The following is a 21581-nucleotide window of genomic DNA, read 5'->3' on the forward strand; positions in this document are numbered from 1 at the left end:
ACTTATGAGCAATTTCAACCCGTCGCGGCGCCGCTTTATCAAAAGCGCCGTGATTGCGGGGGTCTCCGTGTACCTCGCCCCCCTGTACAGCCGCGCCTACGCCGCGCTGTTCGAGCAAAAAATCCTCCAGTCACCCAACTGGGATCCGCAGGCCAAGCGCGTGCGTTTCCGTATCGACGGCCGCGCCAAGGTCATGGGGCAGAAGGTGTTCGCACGCGATATCCGCGCGGTGGACATGCCGCACTGGCCGCAGAAACAGGCGCACGCCTTCATTCTGCGCGTGACCAAAGCCGACCGGCTGTTCGAGGGGGTCGATCTGTCGCTGCTGGGGGACGATCTGCAGCCCGATCGCCTGGTGACGGCGGAAGATCTGGCGCGCGATGGCCTGGCCTTTCCGGCGTTCTACGGTGACGACATGCTGCTGCCGAACGGCAAAACCCCTGCCTATCTCGGCCAGGCGGTGGCGATCCTGATCTATCACGACTTCGCCCGTTTCCGCTTCGCCAAGGACAAGCTGAAATTCCGTGAGGAAACCATCAAATACGGCGCGGTCACCGGCCCGCTGGAGCGCGATCCCTGGGGCAGTTTCCGTTACGTGCGGGTGGGGGGAGAACAGCCGTTCGACGACGATCGCTTCTCCAGCCTGAAGGACACGCCGATCTTCCCGGTATCGATGAAAAAACATCTGCCGGTGTGGCCGGAAGGGCGCGAGGGCGGCAAGCTGGATCAGGAAGGCATGCGCTATGCGGGCCTGATCGCCGACGAGTTGGCGAATCCGCCGGCCGACTGGCTGGTAATGTCGCGCCGCTACACCACGCAGTCGATCGACACCTCGGCGCTGGAGCCGGACAACGCCAACGGCTGGTTTGACGCGCAGACGCAAACCCTGCATCTGGTGGTGCCGACTCAGTCGCCGCAGGAAGTGGCCGACGAGATGCCGCGCATGCTGGCCAAGCGCAATCCGCCGGTGAAACAGCTGATCCTGCACCCGTGCTACACCGTGGGCTACGGCTCGAAAGATCACTATAACTTCCCGTATTACGGCGCGGTGGCGGCGATGTACGGCGACGGCCACCCGGTGCGCCTGGCCAATGACCGCTTCGAGCAGTTCCAGACGGCGCTGAAGCGCCATGCGTTCGACATGAACTACCGCATCGCGGTGAATAAGCAAACCGGCGTCATGCAGTCGTTCCTCGGTGACATGACCGCGGACGGCGGCGGCCGCAGCAACTTTACCCCTTCGGTGGTGATGGTCGGCGCGACCGCCGCCCAGTCGATTTACTACTTCCCGAAAAGCGATCTGTCGTCGGTCGGGCTGGCCTCACGCGCCATCGATGCCGGCTCGGCGCGCGGTTACGGCACGCTACAGAGCATGGCCGCCACCGAGATGATGGTGGATGAGCTGGCCGCCGAGCTGAAGATCGACCCGATCGAGTTTCGCCTGCGCAACGTGCTGAAATCCGGCATGAAAAACACCCAGGGGGCGATCCCGGCCGGTGCGATCCGCGCTGATGAAGTGCTGGAGAAGGCGGCGAAGCACGAGATGTGGCTCAAGCGCGCCGAACGCAAGGCCGAGTTTGAGAGCCGCCATCCCGGCAAGCGCTATGGCGTCGGCTTCGGCTGCGTGCAGAAAGATTTCGGCACCGGGGCGGAAACCTCGTTCGCCCGGGTGGAGCTGAGCGAAGACGGCCGCATCACGCTGCATCACAGCGGCGCGGAGATGGGCACCGGCATGTCGACCTCGCAGTCGGTATTGTGCGCGCAGTGGCTGGGCAAACCGGCCGACGAAGCCCACTTCTCGGTCACCGACTGGTCGGTATTGCCGATGGTCACCAGCGGCGATCCTTACCTGATGTCGCAGGAAGAGCAGGATAAGCTGCAAACCAACCCCAACTGGACGCCGAGCTACTGTTCGCCGTCGAGCGCCAGCAACTCGGCCTATTACTTCTCGCACAGCACCCGCGAAGCGGCGCGCCTGATCTTCGATCACGGCCTGTGGCCGGCGGCGATGGCGCTGTGGCAGGCCGGCATCGGCGGCGGCCAGGCGGCGCCGCTGGTGGTGCGGCGCGAAGATGCGCGTTGGGTCGAAGGCGGCCTGACGGCGGCGGGCATGTCGGTGCTGAGCCTCGAGCTGCTGGCCAAGACGGCTTATCAGATGGGCGGCGTCACCGGCGCGGCGGTGCACGTCTTCAACCGCTGGCAGTGGGCGGAGGCCGATTTCACGTTGAACGGCAAAAGCGAGCGCCTGCCGATCGACGGCATGGCGCTGCGCAATGCCAACGGTGAATTCAAGCCGCTGGCGCGCGGGCAGGTCTACTACCCGCCGACCCAGCGCAACAATGCGGCAGTGACCTACTACAGCGCCGTCGGCACGCTGGCGGAAGTGGCGGTGGATATCGCCACCGGCCAGGTGGAGTTGTTGAATCACCATTCGATCATGGAGTGCGGCAACCTGATCGTGCCGGAACTGGTTTCCGGCCAGCTGCAGGGCGGGCTGGCGATGGGCATCGGCCATGCGCTGCACGAATATTTACCGCTGTACGAAGACGGCCCGGGCAACGGCACCTGGAACTTCAACCGTTACCACCTGCCGCGCGCCAGCGACGTGGCGGTGTGGAAACAGAGCGGCGACATCCTGCCGGCGCTGTCGGAAACCGATCCGCCGAAAGGCATGGCGGAGGTGGTGATGATCCCGATCGTGGCCGCACTGGTCAACGCCATTGCCGACGCCACCGGTCACCGTTTCCGTGATTTGCCCGTTCGTGCAGAAAATATTCGTGAGGTATTACAATGAGCATTAAAACCCAGCCGATTTCCCTGACCATCAACGAGAAACCGTACGGCCCGATCGAGGTGCCGGAAGGCTTGATGATGATCGATTTCCTGCACGAGTATCTCGATTTGACCGGTTCGCGCCTCGGCTGCGGGCAGGGCATTTGCCATGCCTGCGTGGCGATTGTCGATCACCCGAGCGGCACCAGCGAAGAGGTGCGCACCTGCATCACCGGCGCGCATTTCTTCAACGGCAAGAAAGTGCGCACCGTCGAAGGCCACGCCAGGGTGGACGAACAGGGGGAGGTGGTTGAGCTGTCGCCGATCCAGCAGGCGTTTCTGGAGCACTACAGCTTCCAGTGCGGCTACTGCACGCCGGGCTTCGTCAACGCCGCCACCATTTTCGTGGAAAAGCTCAAGCGTGAGCCGATCGCCCGCGATCAGCTGGAGAACGCCATCGAGCAGGCGCTGGACAGCCACATCTGCCGCTGCACCGGCTACGTGCGCTATTACGAAGCGGTGCGCGACGTGGTGCTGAAAACGCCGGGCCTGCTGAAGGAGACGGCGCAATGAAAAAACGTCTCGCAGTGTTGATTGTGCTGGTGGCGATCGTGGTGATCGCGCTGCTGTGGTGGCGGGAAAACCGCCGTTACGACGGCCCGGTGCAGCAGGTGACCGCCGGCGCCGAACAGATCGCCCGCGGCCGCTATCTGGCGCAGGCCGCCGACTGTGCCGCCTGCCATACCGCCAGCGGCGGGGCGCCGTTGGCCGGCGGCTATCCGTTGGAAACGCCGTTCGGCACGATTTACGGCAGCAACCTGACGCCGTCGGCCGACCACGGCATCGGGCGCTGGAGCAAGGACGACTTCTTCCTGGCGCTGACGCAGGGAGTGGCGCCGGGCGGGCGGCACCTGTACCCGGCGATGCCTTACACCTCGTATAAGGGCATGTCGCGTCAGGACGCCGACGACATCTACGCTTACCTGATGACGCGCCCGGCGGTGGACGTGGCCATTCCGGCCAACGAGATGCCGTTCCCGTTCAACCAGCGCATGGCGCTGATCGGCTGGAACCTGCTGTTCCGCAGCCAGGCTCCGCTGCCGGCCAGCTCGCAGGGCAGCTCACCGCAATGGCAGCGCGGCCGCTATCTGGCCGATGTGCTGGGCCACTGTGGCGAATGTCACACGCCGCGCGGTGCGCTGGGGCAGATGGATCTCGGCAAGCCGATGCAGGGCGGCGATCTCGGCCGCTTCATGGCGCCGGACATTACGCCGCACGGTCTGGCGCAGCGCGGCTGGACGCCGCAGGACGTCAGCCGCTTCCTCAGCACCGGTCTTGCGCCGCAGGGTTCGGCCTTCAGCGAGATGCATATGGTGGTGGATCTCAGCACCCGTTATTTGACGCCGGAAGACCATCAGGCGCTGGCGCTGTATCTGATGGGCGAGCAGCCGCCGGCGGCAGTGCCGGTGAAAATGGGGCAGGGCAGCGATGCCGGGCGTATGGTCTATCTGGATCAGTGCGCCGGCTGCCATGCACGTGAAGGCGAGGGCAAACCGCACGTCGCGCCGGCGATGCGCGATAACGCCACGCTGCGCCAGGCGGACGGCAAGAACCTGATCGTGTCGGTGCTGGACGGCCTGCCGGCCCAGCAGTTCCCGAACGGTGAAAGCATGCAGAGCATGCCGGGCTTCGGCGAGCGTTTGAGCGATGCCGACGTGGCGGAACTGGTAAATTACCTGCGGGTGACCTGGGGCGGTTTGCCGGCGGACATCACCGCCGAGCAGGTGAAAGCGCTGCGCAAGTAAGCGGCGTTCAGGCAAAAAAAAATGGCCCGCATCTGCGGGCCATTTTATTGCGCGGTCGCGGGATTCAACGGCTGGTGACGCCGTCGACGCGTTGGCTGCGCTGTTTGATGGCGTAACCGACGGCCAGGATCGCCACCCATACCGGGATCAGCAGCACCGAGATTTGAATGCCCGGCGTCAGGTACATGATCACCAGGATACCGGTCATGAACAGCAGGCACAGGTAGTTGCTGAACGGGTACCAGAACGCTTTGAACTTCGGCACCACGCCTTCGCGGTTTTTGGCGGCGCGGAATTTCAGGTGCGCCAGGCTGATCATCGCCCAGTTGATCACCAGCGCCGACACCACCAGCGCCATCAGCAGTTCGAAGGCGCGGCCCGGGATCAGGTAGTTAATCAGCACGCACAGCGCGGTGGCGAGGGCGGAAATGCCGATGGCCACCACCGGCACGCCGCGGCCGTCGACCTTCAGCAGGCTTTTCGGGCCGTTGCCCTGCTGCGCCAGGCCGTACAGCATGCGGCTGTTGCAGTAGACGCAGCTGTTGTAGACCGACAGCGCGGCGGTGAGCACCACGATGTTCAGCACGGTCGCCACCAGGTTGCTGTTCAGCGCGTGGAAGATCAGCACGAACGGGCTGCCGCCTTCGACCACTTTGCCCCACGGGTACAGCGACAGCAGAATGGCCAGTGAACCGATATAGAAGATCAGGATGCGGTAGATCACCTGATTGGTGGCTTTCGGAATGCTTTTTTGCGGGTTGTCGGCTTCGGCGGCGGTGATGCCGACCAGCTCGAGGCCGCCGAAGGAGAACATGATCACCGCCATCGCCATCACCAGGCCCATGACGCCGTTCGGGAAGAACCCGCCCTGCGCCCACAGGTTGGTGACGGTGGCTTCCGGGCCGCCCATGCCGCTGAACAGCAGGTAGGCGCCGAACACGATCATGCCGATAATCGCCACCACTTTGATGATGGCGAACCAGAACTCCATCTCGCCGTAAACTTTGACGTTGGCCAGGTTGATGGCGTTGATCGCCAGGAAGAATACCGCGGCGGAAACCCAGGTGGGGATCTCCGGCCACCAGTACTGCACGTAGATGCCGACCGCGGTCAGCTCCGCCATCGCCACCAGGACATACAGCACCCAGTAGTTCCAGCCGGAGGCGAAGCCGGCGAAGTTGCCCCAGTATTTGTAGGCGAAGTGGCTGAAGGAGCCGGCGACCGGCTCTTCCACCACCATTTCCCCCAGCTGGCGCATGATCAGAAACGCGATGAAGCCGCCGATGGCGTAGCCGAGAAGCACTGACGGGCCGGCCATTTTTATTGTTTGAGCGATACCGAGAAATAACCCGGTGCCGATTGCGCCACCTAAGGCGATGAGCTGAATATGGCGGTTTTTCAGGCCGCGCTTCAGCTGGTCACCATGCTGTTGACCATCCATCAATCTAACCCTCTGTCGTTGTGAATGCCCACCTGCCTGTAAAGCAGTGGTTACGATGTGTGTTTTGTTTTATTTACGGCGTTATAGCTATTAATTCCACGGCGCCGCTACCGTTTGGCAGAGAATAATGTTATGCGCGTCGGTTTGCACCTGCTTTGTCGTGTGAGTGATTAAGATTGCAGCAGTTTAGGAAACAAAATGCGGGTTGTGTGACGGCAGGGGGGATTCAGTGCATGAAATAAGCAACAAATCACATAATGCGCAAAAATAACGTAGATCTGAACGGTGGGCTGCGTTCAAATAATGAACGAACCGCCGTTGCGCTGCTCGCCAAATAGCCATTCATTAAAGCGTAATAACCATGCAATAAAACTCGGGCAAAAAGTTTGCACTCTGCCTTGCGTAAGGTTTGGTAAAAGTTAAATCCCCAACCCGCCGCGTAAATGGTAATACCATCACGGCGTTACCGGTTTGCAGCGGGGTTTTCAGCGGGGTGTTAAAATGTGCGGGTAACCTGATTTCGATCAAGGCCCGTATGGACAGGAGGTGAATACTTTGTTACTTTACCGTCACGTTTTTGAAATTGGTATTACCAATTGACTCCGCGCCATTCGCAGAGAAGAATTCACTCATGGCCTACAGCAAAATCCGCCAACCCAAGTTGTCAGATGTTATCGAGCAACAGCTCGAATACCTGATCCTCGAGGGGACACTGCGCCCAGGCGAAAAACTGCCTCCGGAGCGCGAGCTGGCGAAACAATTTGATGTCTCCCGTCCTTCTCTGAGAGAGGCCATTCAGCGCCTTGAAGCGAAAGGGCTGCTCCTGCGCCGTCAGGGCGGCGGCACCTTCGTGCAAACTAATCTGTGGCAGAGCTTCAGCGATCCGCTGGCCGAGCTGCTGGCCGACCATCCCGAATCACAGTTCGATCTGCTGGAAACCCGTCACGCGCTGGAAGGCATTGCCGCCTATTACGCGGCGCTGCGCGGCACCGATGAAGATCTGGCGCGCATCCGCGATTGCCACATCGTGATTCAACAGGCTCAAGACAGCGGCGATCTCGACGCCGAAGCCGATGCGGTCATGCAGTATCAAATCGCCGTGACCGAAGCCGCTCACAACGTTGTGTTACTTCACCTGCTACGCTGCATGGGGCCGATGCTGGAACAGAACGTGCGTCAGAACTTTGAATTGCTCTACTCGCGCCGTGAGATGTTGGCAAAAGTGAGCAGCCACCGCGCCGGAATTTTTGAGGCGATTGTGGCACGCGAGCCGGAAAAGGCCCGTGAAGCCTCGCATCGCCACTTGGCGTTTATCGAGGAAATCTTGCTGGATCTCAGCCGGGAGCATACTCGGCGCGAGAGATCGCTGCGGCGTCTCCAGCAACGCAAGGATTAAGAGCTGTCCTCTTCAGGGTACACCAGCCTGCGGGGGTTAAGTTCGAGGTACTTAGTTAAGTACTTAAGCGGCAACTAAACTGATGGGCCTGTCTTCGTGTGTTTTGGCACAGAACACAGGAAGACAGGCTCCAAACAAACCATTAGACAGATAAGGAATACCACCATGTCAGAACGTTTAAACAATGACGTGGATCCGATCGAAACCCGCGACTGGCTGCAGGCGATCGAATCGGTCATCCGTGAAGAGGGTGTTGAGCGAGCTCAGTTTCTGATTGATCAGGTATTGGGAGAAGCCCGCAAAGGCGGCGTTAACGTTGCGGCCGGTGCTGCAGCGCACAACTACGTCAACACCATCGCGGTAGAAGACGAACCGGCTTACCCAGGCAACCTGGATCTGGAACGCCGCATTCGCTCTGCGATCCGTTGGAACGCGATCATGACCGTTCTGCGCGCATCCAAGAAAGACCTGGAGCTGGGCGGCCACATGGCTTCCTTCCAGTCTTCCGCGACCTTCTATGAAGTCTGCTTTAACCACTTCTTCCGCGCACGCAACGAGAAAGACGGCGGCGACCTGGTCTACTTCCAGGGCCACATCTCTCCGGGCGTTTACGCGCGCGCCTTCCTTGAAGGCCGCCTGACCGAAGAACAGATGAACAACTTCCGTCAGGAAGTGCACGGCAACGGCCTGTCCTCTTACCCGCATCCTAAGCTGATGCCGGAATTCTGGCAGTTCCCGACCGTATCCATGGGCCTGGGCCCAATCAGCGCCATCTATCAGGCGAAGTTCCTGAAATACCTGGAACACCGCGGCCTGAAAGACACCTCTGAGCAGACCGTTTACGCCTTCCTGGGCGACGGCGAGATGGATGAGCCGGAATCCAAAGGCGCCATCACCATCGCCACCCGCGAGAAGCTGGACAACCTGGTGTTCGTCATCAACTGCAACCTGCAGCGCCTGGACGGCCCGGTCACCGGTAACGGCAAGATCATCAACGAACTGGAAGGCATCTTCTCCGGCGCAGGCTGGCAGGTGCTGAAAGTGATCTGGGGCGGCCGTTGGGACGAGCTGCTGCGCAAAGACACCAGCGGTAAACTGGTTCAGCTGATGAACGAGACCCTGGACGGCGACTACCAGACCTTCAAATCCAAAGACGGCGCTTACGTGCGCGAGCACTTCTTCGGCCGTTACCCGGAAACCGCGGCGCTGGTCAAAGACATGACCGACGACGAAATCTGGGCGCTGAACCGTGGTGGTCACGATCCGAAGAAAATCTTCGCTGCACTGAAAAAAGCGCAGGACACCAAAGGCAAACCGACCGTTATCCTGGCCCACACCATCAAAGGTTACGGCATGGGTGAAACCGCGGAAGGTAAAAACATCGCTCACCAGGTGAAGAAAATGAACATGGAAGGGGTTCACCACTTCCGCGATCGTTTCAACGTGCCGGTTGCCGATGCTGACATCGAAAAACTGCCGTACATCACCTTCGAGAAAGATTCCGAAGAGTACAAATACCTGCACGAACGTCGCCAGGCGCTGAAAGGCTACGTGCCTACCCGTCTGCCGGAGTTCACCCAGAAGCTGGAAATGCCGGCGCTGGAAGATTTCAGCTCGCTGCTGGAAGAGCAGAACAAAGAGATCTCCACCACTATCGCCTTCGTGCGTGCCCTGAACGTGATGCTGAAGAACAAGTCGATCAAAGATCGTCTGGTGCCAATCATCGCCGACGAAGCGCGTACCTTCGGTATGGAAGGTCTGTTCCGTCAGATCGGTATCTACAGCCCGAACGGCCAGCAGTACACCCCGCAGGACCGTGAGCAGGTTGCTTACTACAAAGAAGACGAGAAAGGCCAAATCCTGCAGGAAGGCATCAACGAACTGGGCGCAGCCTCTTCCTGGCTGGCCGCAGCGACCTCCTACAGCACCAACGATCTGCCGATGATTCCGTTCTACATCTACTACTCGATGTTCGGTTTCCAACGTATCGGCGACCTGTGCTGGGCAGCGGGCGACCAACAGGCGCGCGGCTTCCTGATCGGCGGGACCTCGGGCCGTACTACCCTGAACGGCGAAGGTCTGCAGCACGAAGATGGCCACAGCCACATTCAGTCTCTGACCATCCCTAACTGCATCTCTTACGATCCGGCTTACGCGTACGAAGTGGCGGTGATCATGCACGACGGTCTGGTGCGCATGTATGGCGACAACCCGGAAAACGTGTACTACTACCTGACCACGCTGAACGAAAACTACCACATGCCTGCGATGCCGCAGGGTGCGGAAGAAGGTATCCGCAAGGGTATCTACAAGCTGGAAACGCTGGAAGGCAGCAAAGGCAAGGTGCAGCTGCTGGGCTCCGGCGCCATCCTGCGCCACGTGCGCGAAGCTGCGCAAATCCTGGCGAAGGACTACGGCGTGGGTTCCGACACCTACAGCGTGACCTCGTTCACCGAACTGGCGCGCGACGGCCAGGATTGCGAGCGCTGGAACATGCTGCACCCAACCGAAACGCCACGCGTGCCTTACATCGCTCAGGTGATGAGCGACGCGCCGGCGGTAGCCTCTACCGACTACATGAAACTGTTCGCCGAACAGGTTCGTACTTATGTGCCGGCCAGCGATTATCGCGTACTGGGCACCGACGGCTTCGGTCGTTCGGACAGCCGCGAAAACCTGCGTCACCACTTCGAAGTCGATGCGTCCTACGTGGTGGTTGCTGCTCTGGGTGAACTGGCTAAACGCGGTGAGATCGAAGCTTCTGTGGTTGCTGACGCAATCAAGAAATTCGACATCAACCCGGAAAAAGTTAACCCGCGTCTGGCCTAAGAGGTACTGAATAATGTCTATCGAAATCAACGTACCGGACATCGGTGCAGATGAAGTCGAAATCACCGAGATTCTGGTGAAGGTCGGCGATAAAGTTGAAGCGGAACAATCGCTGATCACCGTGGAAGGCGACAAGGCTTCCATGGAAGTGCCCTCCCCGCAGGCGGGCGTGGTGAAAGAGATCAAAGTGGCGGTCGGCGATAAAACCGAAACCGGCAAACTGATCATGATCTTCGAAGCGGCAGGCGCAGCGGAAGCTGCTCCGGCGGCGAAAGCGGAAGAAAAACCGGCGGCGGCAGCAGCTGCTCCGGCTGCCTCTGCTGCCAAAGACGTTGCCGTGCCTGACATCGGCGCCGACGAAGTCGAAGTGACCGAGATCCTGGTGAAAGTGGGCGACAAGGTGGAAGCCGAGCAGTCCCTGATCACTGTGGAAGGCGACAAGGCTTCCATGGAAGTCCCTGCGCCGTTCGCGGGTACCGTGAAAGAGATCAAGATCGCGACCGGCGACAAAGTGAAAACCGGTTCCCTGATCATGGTGTTCGAAGTGGCCGGCGCCGCTTCCGCTGCTGCTCCGGCTGCGGCTGAAGCACCGGCTGCCGCTGCAGCGCCTGCGGCCTCTGCGGCCAAAGACGTCGCCGTGCCGGACATCGGCGGTGACGAAGTCGAAGTGACCGAAGTGATGGTCAAGGTAGGCGACAAGGTTGCCGCCGAGCAGTCTCTGATCACCGTGGAAGGCGACAAGGCCTCCATGGAAGTGCCAGCGCCGTTCGCGGGCACCGTGAAAGAGATCAAGATCGCGACCGGCGACAAAGTGAAAACCGGCTCCCTGATCATGGTGTTCGAAGTGGAAGGCGCTGCGCCTGCCGCTGCCGCCGCGCCAGCCGCTAAAGCGGACGCTGCGCCGGCGCCGGCCGCCGCTAAAGCCGCCGCTCCGGCTGCGAAAGCTGAAGACAAAGGCGAGTTCGCCGAGAACGCGGCCTACGTGCACGCGACCCCGGTCATTCGTCGTCTGGCGCGTGAATTCGGCGTTAACCTGGCGAAAGTGAAAGGCACCGGTCGTAAAGGCCGCATCCTGCGCGAAGACGTTCAGGCTTACGTGAAAGACGCGGTGAAACGCGCTGAAGCGGCTCCGGCTGCTGCCGGCGGCGGTCTGCCGGGCATGCTGCCATGGCCGAAAGTGGACTTCAGCAAGTTCGGCGAGATCGAAGAAGTCGAAATGGGCCGCATCCAGAAGATCTCTGGTGCGAACCTGAGCCGCAACTGGGTGATGATCCCGCACGTGACTCACTTCGACAAAACCGATATCACCGATCTGGAAGCGTTCCGCAAGCAGCAGAACGAAGAAGCGGCCAAGCGCAAGCTGGACGTGAAGTTCACGCCTGTCGTGTTCATCATGAAAGCCGTTGCTGCCGCTCTGGAGCAGATGCCGCGCTTCAACAGCTCGCTGTCCGAAGATGGCCAGAAGCTGACGCTGAAGAAATACATCAACATCGGCGTGGCGGTAGATACCCCGAACGGCCTGGTGGTTCCGGTGTTCAAGGACGTGAACAAGAAGAGCATCACCGAGCTGTCTCGCGAGCTGATGACCATCTCCAAGAAAGCGCGCGACGGCAAGCTGACCGCGGGCGAGATGCAGGGCGGCTGCTTCACCATCTCCAGCCTGGGCGGTATCGGGACGACTCACTTCGCGCCGATCGTCAATGCGCCGGAAGTGGCTATCCTGGGCGTCTCCAAGTCTGCGATGGAGCCGGTCTGGAACGGTAAAGAGTTCATGCCGCGCCTGATGATGCCGATGTCGCTGTCCTTCGACCACCGCGTTATCGACGGTGCCGATGGTGCGCGCTTCATCACCATCATCAACAACATGTTGTCCGACATTCGCCGTCTGGTGATGTAATGCAAAAGGGGCGCAGCATGCTGCGCCCCTGACGATTCTGTAGCAGTTTTGTCGGATTTTGCATAACTCGACAAAATTGTTGAGACACGGGTCACTCGAACACGCTTTGCAGATTATTAACAATTCTGTAAACTGCTCGCGGTGTAAGCGTCCCGGTGGATGAAGGGCGTTATGAGATCGATTAGCAATAAAAATGACGTCTGACCCGCCGGACAATCAATTAAGAGGTCATGATGAGTACTGAAATTAAAACTCAGGTCGTGGTACTTGGGGCGGGCCCGGCAGGTTACTCTGCAGCCTTTCGTTGCGCTGACTTAGGTCTTGAAACCGTTCTGGTTGAACGTTATTCCACTCTGGGCGGGGTTTGCCTGAACGTGGGATGTATCCCTTCCAAAGCACTGCTGCACGTTGCCAAAGTGATCGAAGAAGCCAAAGCGCTGGCCGAACACGGCATCGTTTTCGGCGAGCCGAAAACCGACATCGACAAAGTGCGCGTCTGGAAAGAAAAAGTCATCACTCAGCTGACCGGCGGTCTGGCTGGCATGGCCAAAGGCCGTAAAGTGAAAGTGGTCAACGGCCTGGGCAAGTTCACCGGCGCTAACACCCTGGTTGTGGAAGGCGAAAACGGCCCAACCACCATCAACTTCGACAACGCCATCATCGCCGCAGGTTCTCGTCCGATCCAACTGCCATTCATTCCTCATGAAGATCCACGCGTGTGGGATTCTACCGATGCGCTGGAACTGAAAACCGTCCCAGAGCGTCTGCTGGTTATGGGCGGCGGCATCATCGGCCTGGAAATGGGCACTGTATACCATGCGCTGGGTTCACAGATCGACGTCGTTGAAATGTTCGATCAGGTTATCCCGGCGGCAGATAAAGACGTGGTGAAAGTCTTCACCAAACGTATCAGCAAGCAGTTCAACCTGATGCTGGAAACCAAAGTGACCGCGGTAGAAGCCAAAGAAGACGGCATCTACGTCACGATGGAAGGTAAAAAAGCGCCGGCAGAACCACAGCGTTACGACGCGGTGCTGGTGGCGATCGGCCGCGTGCCGAACGGCAAACTGCTGGATGCCGGCAAAGCCGGTGTTGAAGTTGACGAGCGTGGCTTCATCAACGTCGACAAACAGCTGCGCACCAACGTGCCGCACATCTTCGCCATCGGCGACATCGTCGGTCAGCCGATGCTGGCGCACAAAGGCGTGCACGAAGGCCACGTCGCCGCAGAAGTTATCGCCGGCATGAAGCACTACTTCGATCCGAAAGTGATCCCATCCATCGCTTACACCGAGCCGGAAGTGGCGTGGGTGGGTCTGACCGAGAAAGAAGCGAAAGAGAAAGGAATCAGCTACGAAACCTCCACCTTCCCGTGGGCGGCTTCCGGCCGTGCGATCGCTTCCGACTGTGCAGACGGCATGACCAAACTGATCTTCGACAAAGAAACTCACCGCATCATCGGTGGCGCGATTGTCGGCACCAACGGCGGCGAGCTGCTGGGTGAAATCGGTCTGGCTATCGAGATGGGCTGCGACGCGGAAGACATCGCGCTGACCATCCACGCTCACCCGACCCTGCACGAATCCGTGGGCCTGGCGGCGGAAATCTACGAAGGCAGCATCACCGATCTGCCTAACCCGAAAGCCAAGAAGAAGTAATTCTGCTGGTTTGACCGGTCATCAAGCGGCTCCTGAAAAGGGGCCGTTTTTTTTGCTCAGATGCAGAACGCGGTTTTTTGTGGCCGCTGCGCCAAATTCCGATCCTTATGCTTATGTCCACTCTAATTATATGGATATAATGTCCTGCTAGTCCGGCAGCCGATTACGCTGCGCTCAACGATTCAGCAAAGATTTAATGTTGCTTTTATGTGAACGAATTAACAACCGTTTCAAATCCTGATATGCTGGCTGAGCGGAACCGGGCACTGTACCTTACAGTCCAGGACATCGACAGCAGTGCCCCGTCAGGATAGATGGCATCAATATCGCCGTGCGCTCTACCCATCAGTCTTTCATGCTGTAACGCTGTTTGACCGTGCTTGTTTGCCCCAATCACCGTTTCGGGGCCTTTACGGGCCGATCGCCTAGCCACAGAGTGAAACCCAAAGGGTATAAACCCGGTTTGCATATACGCCAGGCACAATAAATGACAATGAGAGCGAGGAGAACGTCGTGCTAGAAGAATACCGTAAGCACGTAGCCGAGCGTGCTGCTGAGGGCATCGCCCCTAAGCCGCTAGACGCCACCCAAATGGCCGCGCTGGTCGAACTACTGAAGAATCCGCCAAAAGGCGAAGAAGAATTCCTGTTAGACCTGCTGATTAACCGTGTTCCACCGGGCGTCGACGAAGCCGCCTACGTCAAAGCAGGTTTCCTGGCGGCCATCGCCAAAGGTGAAGCGACATCCCCCCTGGTTACCCCCGAGAAAGCCATTGAACTGTTAGGCACCATGCAGGGCGGCTATAACATTCACCCGCTGATCGAAGCGCTGGACAACGAAAAGCTGGCGCCGATCGCCGCCAAAGCGCTGTCCCACACGCTGCTGATGTTCGACAACTTCTACGACGTGGAAGAGAAGGCCAAGGCCGGTAACCCGCACGCCAAACAGATCATGCAGTCCTGGGCCGACGCCGAATGGTACCTGTCGCGCCCGGAGCTGGCGGAAAAGATCACCGTCACCGTGTTCAAAGTCACCGGCGAAACCAACACCGACGACCTTTCTCCGGCGCCGGACGCCTGGTCGCGCCCGGACATCCCGCTGCACGCGCTGGCGATGCTGAAAAACGAACGTGAAGGCATCGTGCCGGATCAGCCTGGCAGCGTCGGCCCGATCAAACAGATCGAGCTGCTGAACAAGAAAGGCTTCCCGCTGGCCTACGTCGGCGACGTGGTCGGCACCGGCTCCTCCCGTAAATCCGCCACCAACTCGGTGCTGTGGTTCATGGGCGACGACATCCCGCACGTGCCGAACAAGCGCGGCGGCGGCGTGGTGCTGGGCGGCAAGATTGCGCCTATCTTCTTCAACACCATGGAAGATGCCGGCGCTTTGCCGATCGAAGTGGACGTGTCCGAGCTGAACATGGGCGACGTGATTGACGTTTACCCGTACAAAGGTGAAGTGCGCAACCACGAAACCGGCGCGCTGATCGCCAACTTCGAGCTGAAAACCGACGTGCTGCTGGATGAAGTGCGCGCCGGCGGCCGTATCCCGCTGATCATCGGCCGCGGCCTGACCACCAAGGCGCGCGAAGCGCTGGGCCTGCCGCACAGCGACGTGTTCCGCATCGCCAAACCGGTTGCCGCCAGCAGCAAAGGCTTCTCGCTGGCGCAGAAAATGGTCGGCCGCGCCTGCGGCGTCGCCGGCATTCGCCCTGGCGAATACTGCGAACCGAAGATGACCTCCGTCGGCTCTCAGGACACCACCGGCCCGATGACCCGCGATGAGCTGAAAGACCTGGCCTGCCTCGGCTTCTCCGCCGATCTGGTCATGCAGTCGTTCTGCCACACCGCTGCGTACCCGAAACCGGTCGACGTGACCACGCACCACACGCTGCCTGATTTCATCATGAACCGCGGCGGCGTCTCGCTGCGCCCGGGCGACGGCGTGATCCACTCCTGGCTGAACCGCATGCTGCTGCCTGACACCGTCGGCACCGGCGGCGATTCCCACACCCGCTTCCCGATCGGCATCTCCTTCCCGGCCGGTTCCGGCCTGGTGGCGTTTGCCGCCGCGACCGGCGTGATGCCGCTGGATATGCCTGAGTCGGTGCTGGTGCGCTTCAAAGGCAAAATGCAGCCGGGCATCACCCTGCGCGATCTGGTGCACGCCATCCCTTACTACGCGATCCAGCAAGGTCTGCTGACCGTCGAGAAGAAGGGCAAGAAAAACATCTTCTCCGGCCGCATTCTGGAGATCGAAGGCCTGCCGGATCTGAAGGTCGAGCAGGCGTTTGAGCTGACTGATGCGTCCGCCGAACGTTCCGCCGCCGGTTGTACCATCAAGCTGGACAAGGCGCCGATCGAAGAGTACCTGAACTCCAACATCGTGCTGCTGAAGTGGATGATCTCCGAAGGCTACGGCGATCGCCGTACGCTGGAGCGCCGTATTCAGGGCATGGAAAAATGGCTGGCGGATCCGCAACTGCTGGAAGGCGATGCGGATGCGGAATACGCAGCGGTGATCGACATCGATCTGAACGAGATCAAAGAGCCGATCCTGTGTGCGCCGAACGATCCTGACGACGCACGCCTGCTGTCCGACGTGGCCAACAGCAAGATCGATGAAGTGTTCATCGGCTCTTGCATGACCAACATCGGCCACTTCCGCGCGGCCGGCAAGCTGCTGGATCAGCACAAAGGCCAGTTGCCGACCCGTCTGTGGGTGGCGCCGCCAACCAAGATGGATGCGGCTCAGCTGACCGAAGAAGGCTACTACAGCGTCTTCGGCAAGAGCGGCGCGCGTATCGAGATCCCGGGCTGCTCACTGTGCATGGGCAACCAGGCGCGCGTGGCGGACGGCGCGACGGTGGTTTCCACCTCAACCCGTAACTTCCCGAACCGTCTGGGCACCGGCGCTAACGTCTATCTGGCGTCTGCCGAACTGGCCGCGGTAGCGTCCCTGCTGGGCCGCCTGCCGACGCCGGACGAGTACCAGACCTATATGGCGCAGGTCGACAAGACGGCGGCGGATACCTACCGCTACCTGAACTTTGACCAGCTGGGGCAGTACACCGAAAAAGCCGACGGCGTGATCTTCCAAACCGCCGTGTAAGCCGCTATATTGCGCAGCTGTTTAACGGGAGGCCTTGGCCTCCCGTTTTATTTTGCTCAGTTGCCAACTTTGCGAGCGCTCACTGAGTTAGCCAGCCATTTATGTTTACACTAAGAAAAAGGGCTCAGGAGGGCATGCTATGGATTACGAATTTCTGCGTGACGTCACCGGTCAGGTGATCGTCAGATTTTCGATGGGGCATGAGGCGATTGGCCACTGGATCAACGAAGAAGTCAAAGGCGATTTCAACCTGCTGGACCGCATTGAAGCCGGTGCGGCCGAGGTCAAAGGCAGCGAGCGTCAATGGCAGCTGGAAGGCCATGAATATACGCTGCTGATGGATGGTGAAGAAGTGATGATCCGCGCCAATCAGCTGGAGTTCGAGGGCGATGAAATGGAAGAGGGGATGAACTATTACGACGAAGAAAGCCTCTCATTCTGCGGCGTTGAGGATTTCCTGCTGGTGTTGAAAGCCTATCGTTCTTTCATGCTGAAGTACTAAGCATCAGGGCGCGGCGTGCCGCGCCCTTTCCATCACAGATGCGGAATATTGCGGCCGTAATAGATTTCCTGCATCTCTTTCCATAACAGATCGGTGATCTGCTTGCGTTCGGCGGCGCTCAACGCCTCCGGCTCCGCGTTAAACAGGTAGTGCTTCAGATCGAAATCCTTCAGCAACATCTTGGTATGGAAGATATTTTCCTGGTAAACGTTCACGTCCATCATGTGGTACAGCGCCTTGATGTCTTCCGACATAAAGTTCTGGATCGAATTGATCTCATGATCGATGTAATGTTTCACGCCGTTCACGTCGCGGGTAAAACCGCGCACGCGATAGTCCATGGTGACGATGTCGGATTCCAGCTGGTGAATTAAATAGTTCAGCGCCTTGAGGGGCGAAATGACGCCGCAGGTCGAAACCTCGATATCGGCGCGGAAGGTGCACAGCCCGCCTTCCGGATGGCTTTCCGGGTAGGTGTGCACGCAGATATGGCTTTTGTCCAGGTGCGCGACGACCGTATTCGGCAGCGGACCGGGGTGTTCCGACGTATCGACGTCTTTCGGATCGATCGGCTCTTCGCTGACCAGGATGGTGACGCTGGCGCCCTGCGGCTCGTAGTCCTGACGCGCGATGTTCAGAATATTGGCGCCGATGATCGAGCAGGTTTCGCTCAGGATCTCGGTTAACCGGTTGGCGTTATATTGTTCGTCTATGTAGGCGATATAGCCGTCGCGATCGTCCGCGGTTTTGGCGTAACAAATATCGTAAATACAAAAACTCAGGCTCTTGGTCAGGTTGTTGAAGCCGTGCAGTTTTAGCTTATGCAATTTGGGCCACCTCCTTTATCTTCTCGCTTAACGTGTTACGTTCAGGGCATTGAGCAAATATTGCGGCAGGGCAAAGCTGCCGACGTGAATTGCCGGGTTGTAATAACGGCAGTGTAGGCCGCTTTGGTTAAAGCGCTGTTGCAGGGCAGGCAGATCGCGCTGGCGCAGCGCCGGGTCCTGGCTCGCCCAGGCGAAGGTCATGATGCCGCCGTAATAGGTCGGGATCGCCGCCTGATAGAAGCTGACGTCGCTAAAGTAGTGGCTCAGTTTGGCGTGGCTGTTGACCGCCTCGTCCTGCTGCAGGAAACAGACGCCGTTCTGCGCGACGAAAATGCCGCCCTCATTCAGGCAGCGGGCGCAGCCTTCATAAAACGCCGAGGTGAACAGGCTTTCGCCGGGGCCGATCGGATCGGTGCAGTCGGAGATGATCACATCGAACGTTTCGTCGGTTTGATTCACGAAGTTGACGCCGTCGTCGATCACCAGCTTGAAGCGCGGATCGTCATAGGCTCCGGCGCTGTGGTTGGGCAGGTACTGGCGGCAGAACTCGACGACGCCGGCGTCGATCTCGACCATGGTGATCTGCTCCACGCCAGGGTGCCGGCTGACTTCACGCAGCATACCGCCGTCGCCGCCGCCGATAATCAGCACTTTCTTCGCCCGGCCGTGCGCCAGCAACGGCACGTGGGTCAGCATTTCGTGATAGATGAACTCGTCACGCTCGGTGGTTTGCACCACGCCGTCGAGCGCCATCACGCGCCCCAGCTCCGGGTTCTCGAAGATCACCAGATCCTGATGATCGGTCTTCTCGCGGTACAGCACCTTCTCTACCGAGAAGTACTGGCCGAAGCCCGTATGCAGCGTTTCGTACCAAATTTCTTTCTGGGTCATGTGCGGGAAACTCCGTAATAACAGCCATGAAAAATCGGCGCAACATCATAGCTAACTCTGCCTGGCGATGCACGGTTGAATTTCAGACAGAGAGAGCGTTAAGCGGATGGGAGAAGGGGAAAGAATTAATTGGCGTAGGCCAGCAGGCTCAACGAGTCACGCGCCAGCGATTTGCACTTCTTGGGCGTTGGAATGGCGATGCCGCTGAGATCGCGATAGCTGTCTTCGCCCAGCGCCTTCATATTGAAACTGTTGTAGTTGCTCAAATCCCAGCGGTTTTGTTGCGCGAAATAGACAATGGCGCGTTTGATTTGCGCGTTTGGCAAATCGTTGTAGCCGCAATCATTTTTCAAATAAATAAATACCGCCGTAAGATCGGCCAGATCTTCCGCCTCGGATTCATTCAGCGCCAGACTGGCGTTGGAGAAGCCCAGCATCGCCAGCAACAGCATCGATAACGTTGTTTTTTTCATCATGAAATAGGCCTGTTTGTCGTCTGCTGACGTTACCACACTTGTCTGTAAAGGCACCAAATTTTATTGCCGGCGGGCCGGCGTCGCGCTTGCCAGTCACACTCTCTTGATTGTGAGGCATAGCTTAAAATACCGCCAGGAAAGGCTTGACCTTCCGCCAGGGGGAAGGTTTAGGCTGGCGGCATTGAGTTATGTCACTGAGAAAAGGGAGTCAGCGATGTTACGCCGTGATTTTATTAAATTAACCGCCGCGCTGGGCGCGGCGAGCGCATTGCCGTTATGGAGCCGAGCCGCCTGGGCGGCCGATAGGCCGGCCCTGCCGGTACCGCCGCTGTTGATGCCGGACGCGCAGGGAAAGATTGCGCTGGCGCTGCAGGCGGGGGAAACCCGCTGGTTGCCCGGCGCCGCGACCAAAACCTGGGGATTCAACGGCGCGCTGCTCGGGCCGGCGGTGAAGCTGCAGCGTGGCCAACCGGTGACGGTCGATATCAAAAACCGCCTGGCGGAGGCCAGTACCGTCCACTGGCACGGCCTGGAAATTCCCGGCGACGTCGATGGCGGCCCGCAGGCGCTGATCCATCCCGGCGCGACGCGCACGGTGAATTTCACCGTTGATCAACCGGCGGCCACCTGCTGGTTCCACCCGCATACACACGGTAAAACCGGCAGCCAGGTGATGATGGGGCTGGCGGGGCTGGTGCTGCTGGAAGACGACGAAAGCGCCAAACTGCCGCTGCCGAAAACCTGGGGGCAGGATGATATTCCGGTGATCCTGCAGGATAAGCGGCTGGGCAAAGACGCGCAGATCGAATACCGCCTGGACGTGATGAGCGCGGCGGTGGGCTGGTTTGGCGATCGCATGTTCACCAACGGCGCGCAGTATCCTCAACATCTGGCGCCGCGCGGCTGGCTGCGTCTGCGTTTCCTCAACGGTTGTAACGCCCGCTCGCTGAATCTGGCGGCCAGTGACAACCGTCCGCTGTACGTCATCGCCAGCGACGGCGGTTTCCTGGCGGAGCCGGTGAAGCTGACCGAGCTGCCGATGCTGATGGGCGAGCGTTTTGAAGTGCTGGTCGATGCCTCCGACGGGAAAGCATTCGATATCGTGACGTTGCCGGTGAAACAGATGGGCATGACGTTGGCGCCGTTCGATCAACCGCTGCCGGTGCTGCGCATTCAGCCCTCGCTGGCGCAGGGCATTAAAGCCATGCCGGATAGCCTGGTGAAGCTGCCGACATTACCTGCTATCACCGGTATCCAGGAGCGCTGGCTACAGCTGATGATGGATCCGCAGCTGGATATGCTGGGCATGCAGGCGCTGATGGATCGCTATGGCCACCAGGCGATGGCCGGCATGAGCATGAATCATGGCGCGACGGGCGCTGGAGACATGCAAGGCATGGACCACGGTAACATGAAAGGCATGGAAAAGGGCGGCATGCAGGGCATGGATCACGGCAACATGAAAGGCATGGATCATGGCAAGATGGCCGGGATGGATCACGGCGGCGCGCAGGGCAAAGCCAAACCGTTCGACTTCAGCCACGGCAACATGATCAACGGCAAGGCCTTCGACATGACCAAGCCGATGTTCGCCGCCAAACGCGGCCAGTATGAGAAATGGACCATTTCCGGTGAGGGCGACATGATGTTGCACCCGTTCCACATTCACGGCACCCAGTTCCGTATCTTGTCGGAAAACGGCAAACCGCCGGCGGCGCATCGCAGCGGCTGGAAGGACACGGTGCGCGTCGAAGGGTGGCGCAGCGAAGTGCTGGTGCGCTTCGATCATCCGGCAAGCAGCGAACATGCGTATATGGCCCACTGCCACCTGTTGGAACACGAAGATACCGGCATGATGATGGGCTTTACCGTCGACGAATGATCGCGGCCCGGTGCTCATGTGGCGGCGCGCTCGCGTCGCCACCGGCGAAAGGCTATGCTAAACTCTGCGCCTTTCTTCCGGCAACTGACCTGAA

The 21581-nt window shown here is 59.4% G+C and carries 14 protein-coding genes; 10 read left to right on the plus strand and 4 right to left on the minus strand.

All coding sequences use genetic code 11. The annotated features are described in order from the left end of the window. Positions 1 to 4 precede the first annotated feature (4 nt). The 3 genes from ACMGF9_RS03105 to ACMGF9_RS03115 are packed head-to-tail and all read left to right on the plus strand — an operon-like array spanning position 5 to position 4577. Positions 5 to 2794: a xanthine dehydrogenase family protein molybdopterin-binding subunit gene (locus tag ACMGF9_RS03105; protein WP_015379039.1), complete on the plus strand. Its 2790-nt coding sequence runs from the start codon at positions 5 to 7 to the stop codon at positions 2792 to 2794. Then, a complete protein-coding gene (locus ACMGF9_RS03110; protein ID WP_118891697.1) occupies positions 2791 to 3345 on the plus strand; it encodes a (2Fe-2S)-binding protein in 555 nt (184 codons plus the stop codon). The genes ACMGF9_RS03105 and ACMGF9_RS03110 overlap by 4 nt, the downstream gene beginning before the upstream one ends. Further along, entirely contained in the window at positions 3342 to 4577 is a 1236-nt protein-coding gene (locus ACMGF9_RS03115) for a c-type cytochrome (RefSeq protein ID WP_414160535.1), read from the plus strand. Before ACMGF9_RS03110 ends, ACMGF9_RS03115 begins: the two co-directional genes overlap by 4 nt. A gap of 64 nt (positions 4578 to 4641) precedes the next feature. On the opposite strand, the gene ACMGF9_RS03120 is transcribed toward ACMGF9_RS03115, so the two are convergent. Next, positions 4642 to 6018, minus strand: coding sequence for an amino acid permease (locus tag ACMGF9_RS03120; protein WP_088381920.1), 1377 nt, complete (start codon positions 6016 to 6018; stop codon positions 4642 to 4644). 631 nt (positions 6019 to 6649) lie between these two features. Between ACMGF9_RS03120 and pdhR the strand changes: the two genes are divergently transcribed. The 6 genes from pdhR (at position 6650) to yacL (ending at position 17411) form a co-directional block, all read left to right on the plus strand. Further along, a complete protein-coding gene (gene pdhR, locus ACMGF9_RS03125; protein ID WP_004937490.1) occupies positions 6650 to 7414 on the plus strand; it encodes a pyruvate dehydrogenase complex transcriptional repressor PdhR in 765 nt (254 codons plus the stop codon). Between the two features lie 165 nt (positions 7415 to 7579). Continuing rightward, positions 7580 to 10243, plus strand: coding sequence for a pyruvate dehydrogenase (acetyl-transferring), homodimeric type (gene aceE / locus ACMGF9_RS03130; protein WP_004937495.1), 2664 nt, complete (start codon positions 7580 to 7582; stop codon positions 10241 to 10243). A gap of 13 nt (positions 10244 to 10256) precedes the next feature. Next, positions 10257 to 12140: a pyruvate dehydrogenase complex dihydrolipoyllysine-residue acetyltransferase gene (aceF, locus tag ACMGF9_RS03135; RefSeq protein WP_075684628.1), complete on the plus strand. Its 1884-nt coding sequence runs from the start codon at positions 10257 to 10259 to the stop codon at positions 12138 to 12140. A gap of 233 nt (positions 12141 to 12373) precedes the next feature. Next, positions 12374 to 13798 carry a dihydrolipoyl dehydrogenase gene (gene lpdA / locus ACMGF9_RS03140; protein ID WP_004937500.1) on the plus strand — a complete coding sequence of 475 codons (1425 nt, stop codon included), beginning with the start codon at positions 12374 to 12376 and terminating at the stop codon, positions 13796 to 13798. Between the two features lie 513 nt (positions 13799 to 14311). Next, the gene (acnB, locus tag ACMGF9_RS03145) at positions 14312 to 16909 is read left to right on the plus strand and encodes a bifunctional aconitate hydratase 2/2-methylisocitrate dehydratase (RefSeq protein WP_004937504.1); all 2598 of its coding nucleotides are present in this window, start codon (positions 14312 to 14314) and stop codon (positions 16907 to 16909) included. 139 nt (positions 16910 to 17048) lie between these two features. Continuing rightward, positions 17049 to 17411 carry a protein YacL gene (gene yacL / locus ACMGF9_RS03150; protein ID WP_004937507.1) on the plus strand — a complete coding sequence of 121 codons (363 nt, stop codon included), beginning with the start codon at positions 17049 to 17051 and terminating at the stop codon, positions 17409 to 17411. Positions 17412 to 17443: 32 nt separating this feature from the next. Here yacL and speD read toward each other — a convergent pair whose 3' ends face one another. The 3 genes from speD to ACMGF9_RS03165 form a co-directional block, all read right to left on the minus strand. Continuing rightward, positions 17444 to 18238 (minus strand): adenosylmethionine decarboxylase, encoded by a 795-nt coding sequence (gene speD / locus ACMGF9_RS03155; protein ID WP_004937510.1) that lies wholly within the window; start codon positions 18236 to 18238, stop codon positions 17444 to 17446. A 27-nt stretch (positions 18239 to 18265) separates the two neighbouring features. Beyond that, positions 18266 to 19129, minus strand: coding sequence for a polyamine aminopropyltransferase (speE, locus tag ACMGF9_RS03160; RefSeq protein ID WP_015379035.1), 864 nt, complete (start codon positions 19127 to 19129; stop codon positions 18266 to 18268). A 125-nt stretch (positions 19130 to 19254) separates the two neighbouring features. Further along, complete coding sequence (locus ACMGF9_RS03165; protein ID WP_004937515.1) at positions 19255 to 19602, minus strand: YacC family pilotin-like protein; 348 nt, start codon at positions 19600 to 19602, stop codon at positions 19255 to 19257. A gap of 217 nt (positions 19603 to 19819) precedes the next feature. Between ACMGF9_RS03165 and cueO the strand changes: the two genes are divergently transcribed. Further along, positions 19820 to 21487: a multicopper oxidase CueO gene (gene cueO / locus ACMGF9_RS03170; RefSeq protein WP_414160537.1), complete on the plus strand. Its 1668-nt coding sequence runs from the start codon at positions 19820 to 19822 to the stop codon at positions 21485 to 21487. The last annotated feature ends 94 nt before the right edge of the window (positions 21488 to 21581 follow it).

It is taken from the genome of Serratia sp. BNK-23 (genome assembly GCF_047456145.1).
Lineage (GTDB): Bacteria > Pseudomonadota > Gammaproteobacteria > Enterobacterales > Enterobacteriaceae > Serratia > Serratia nematodiphila.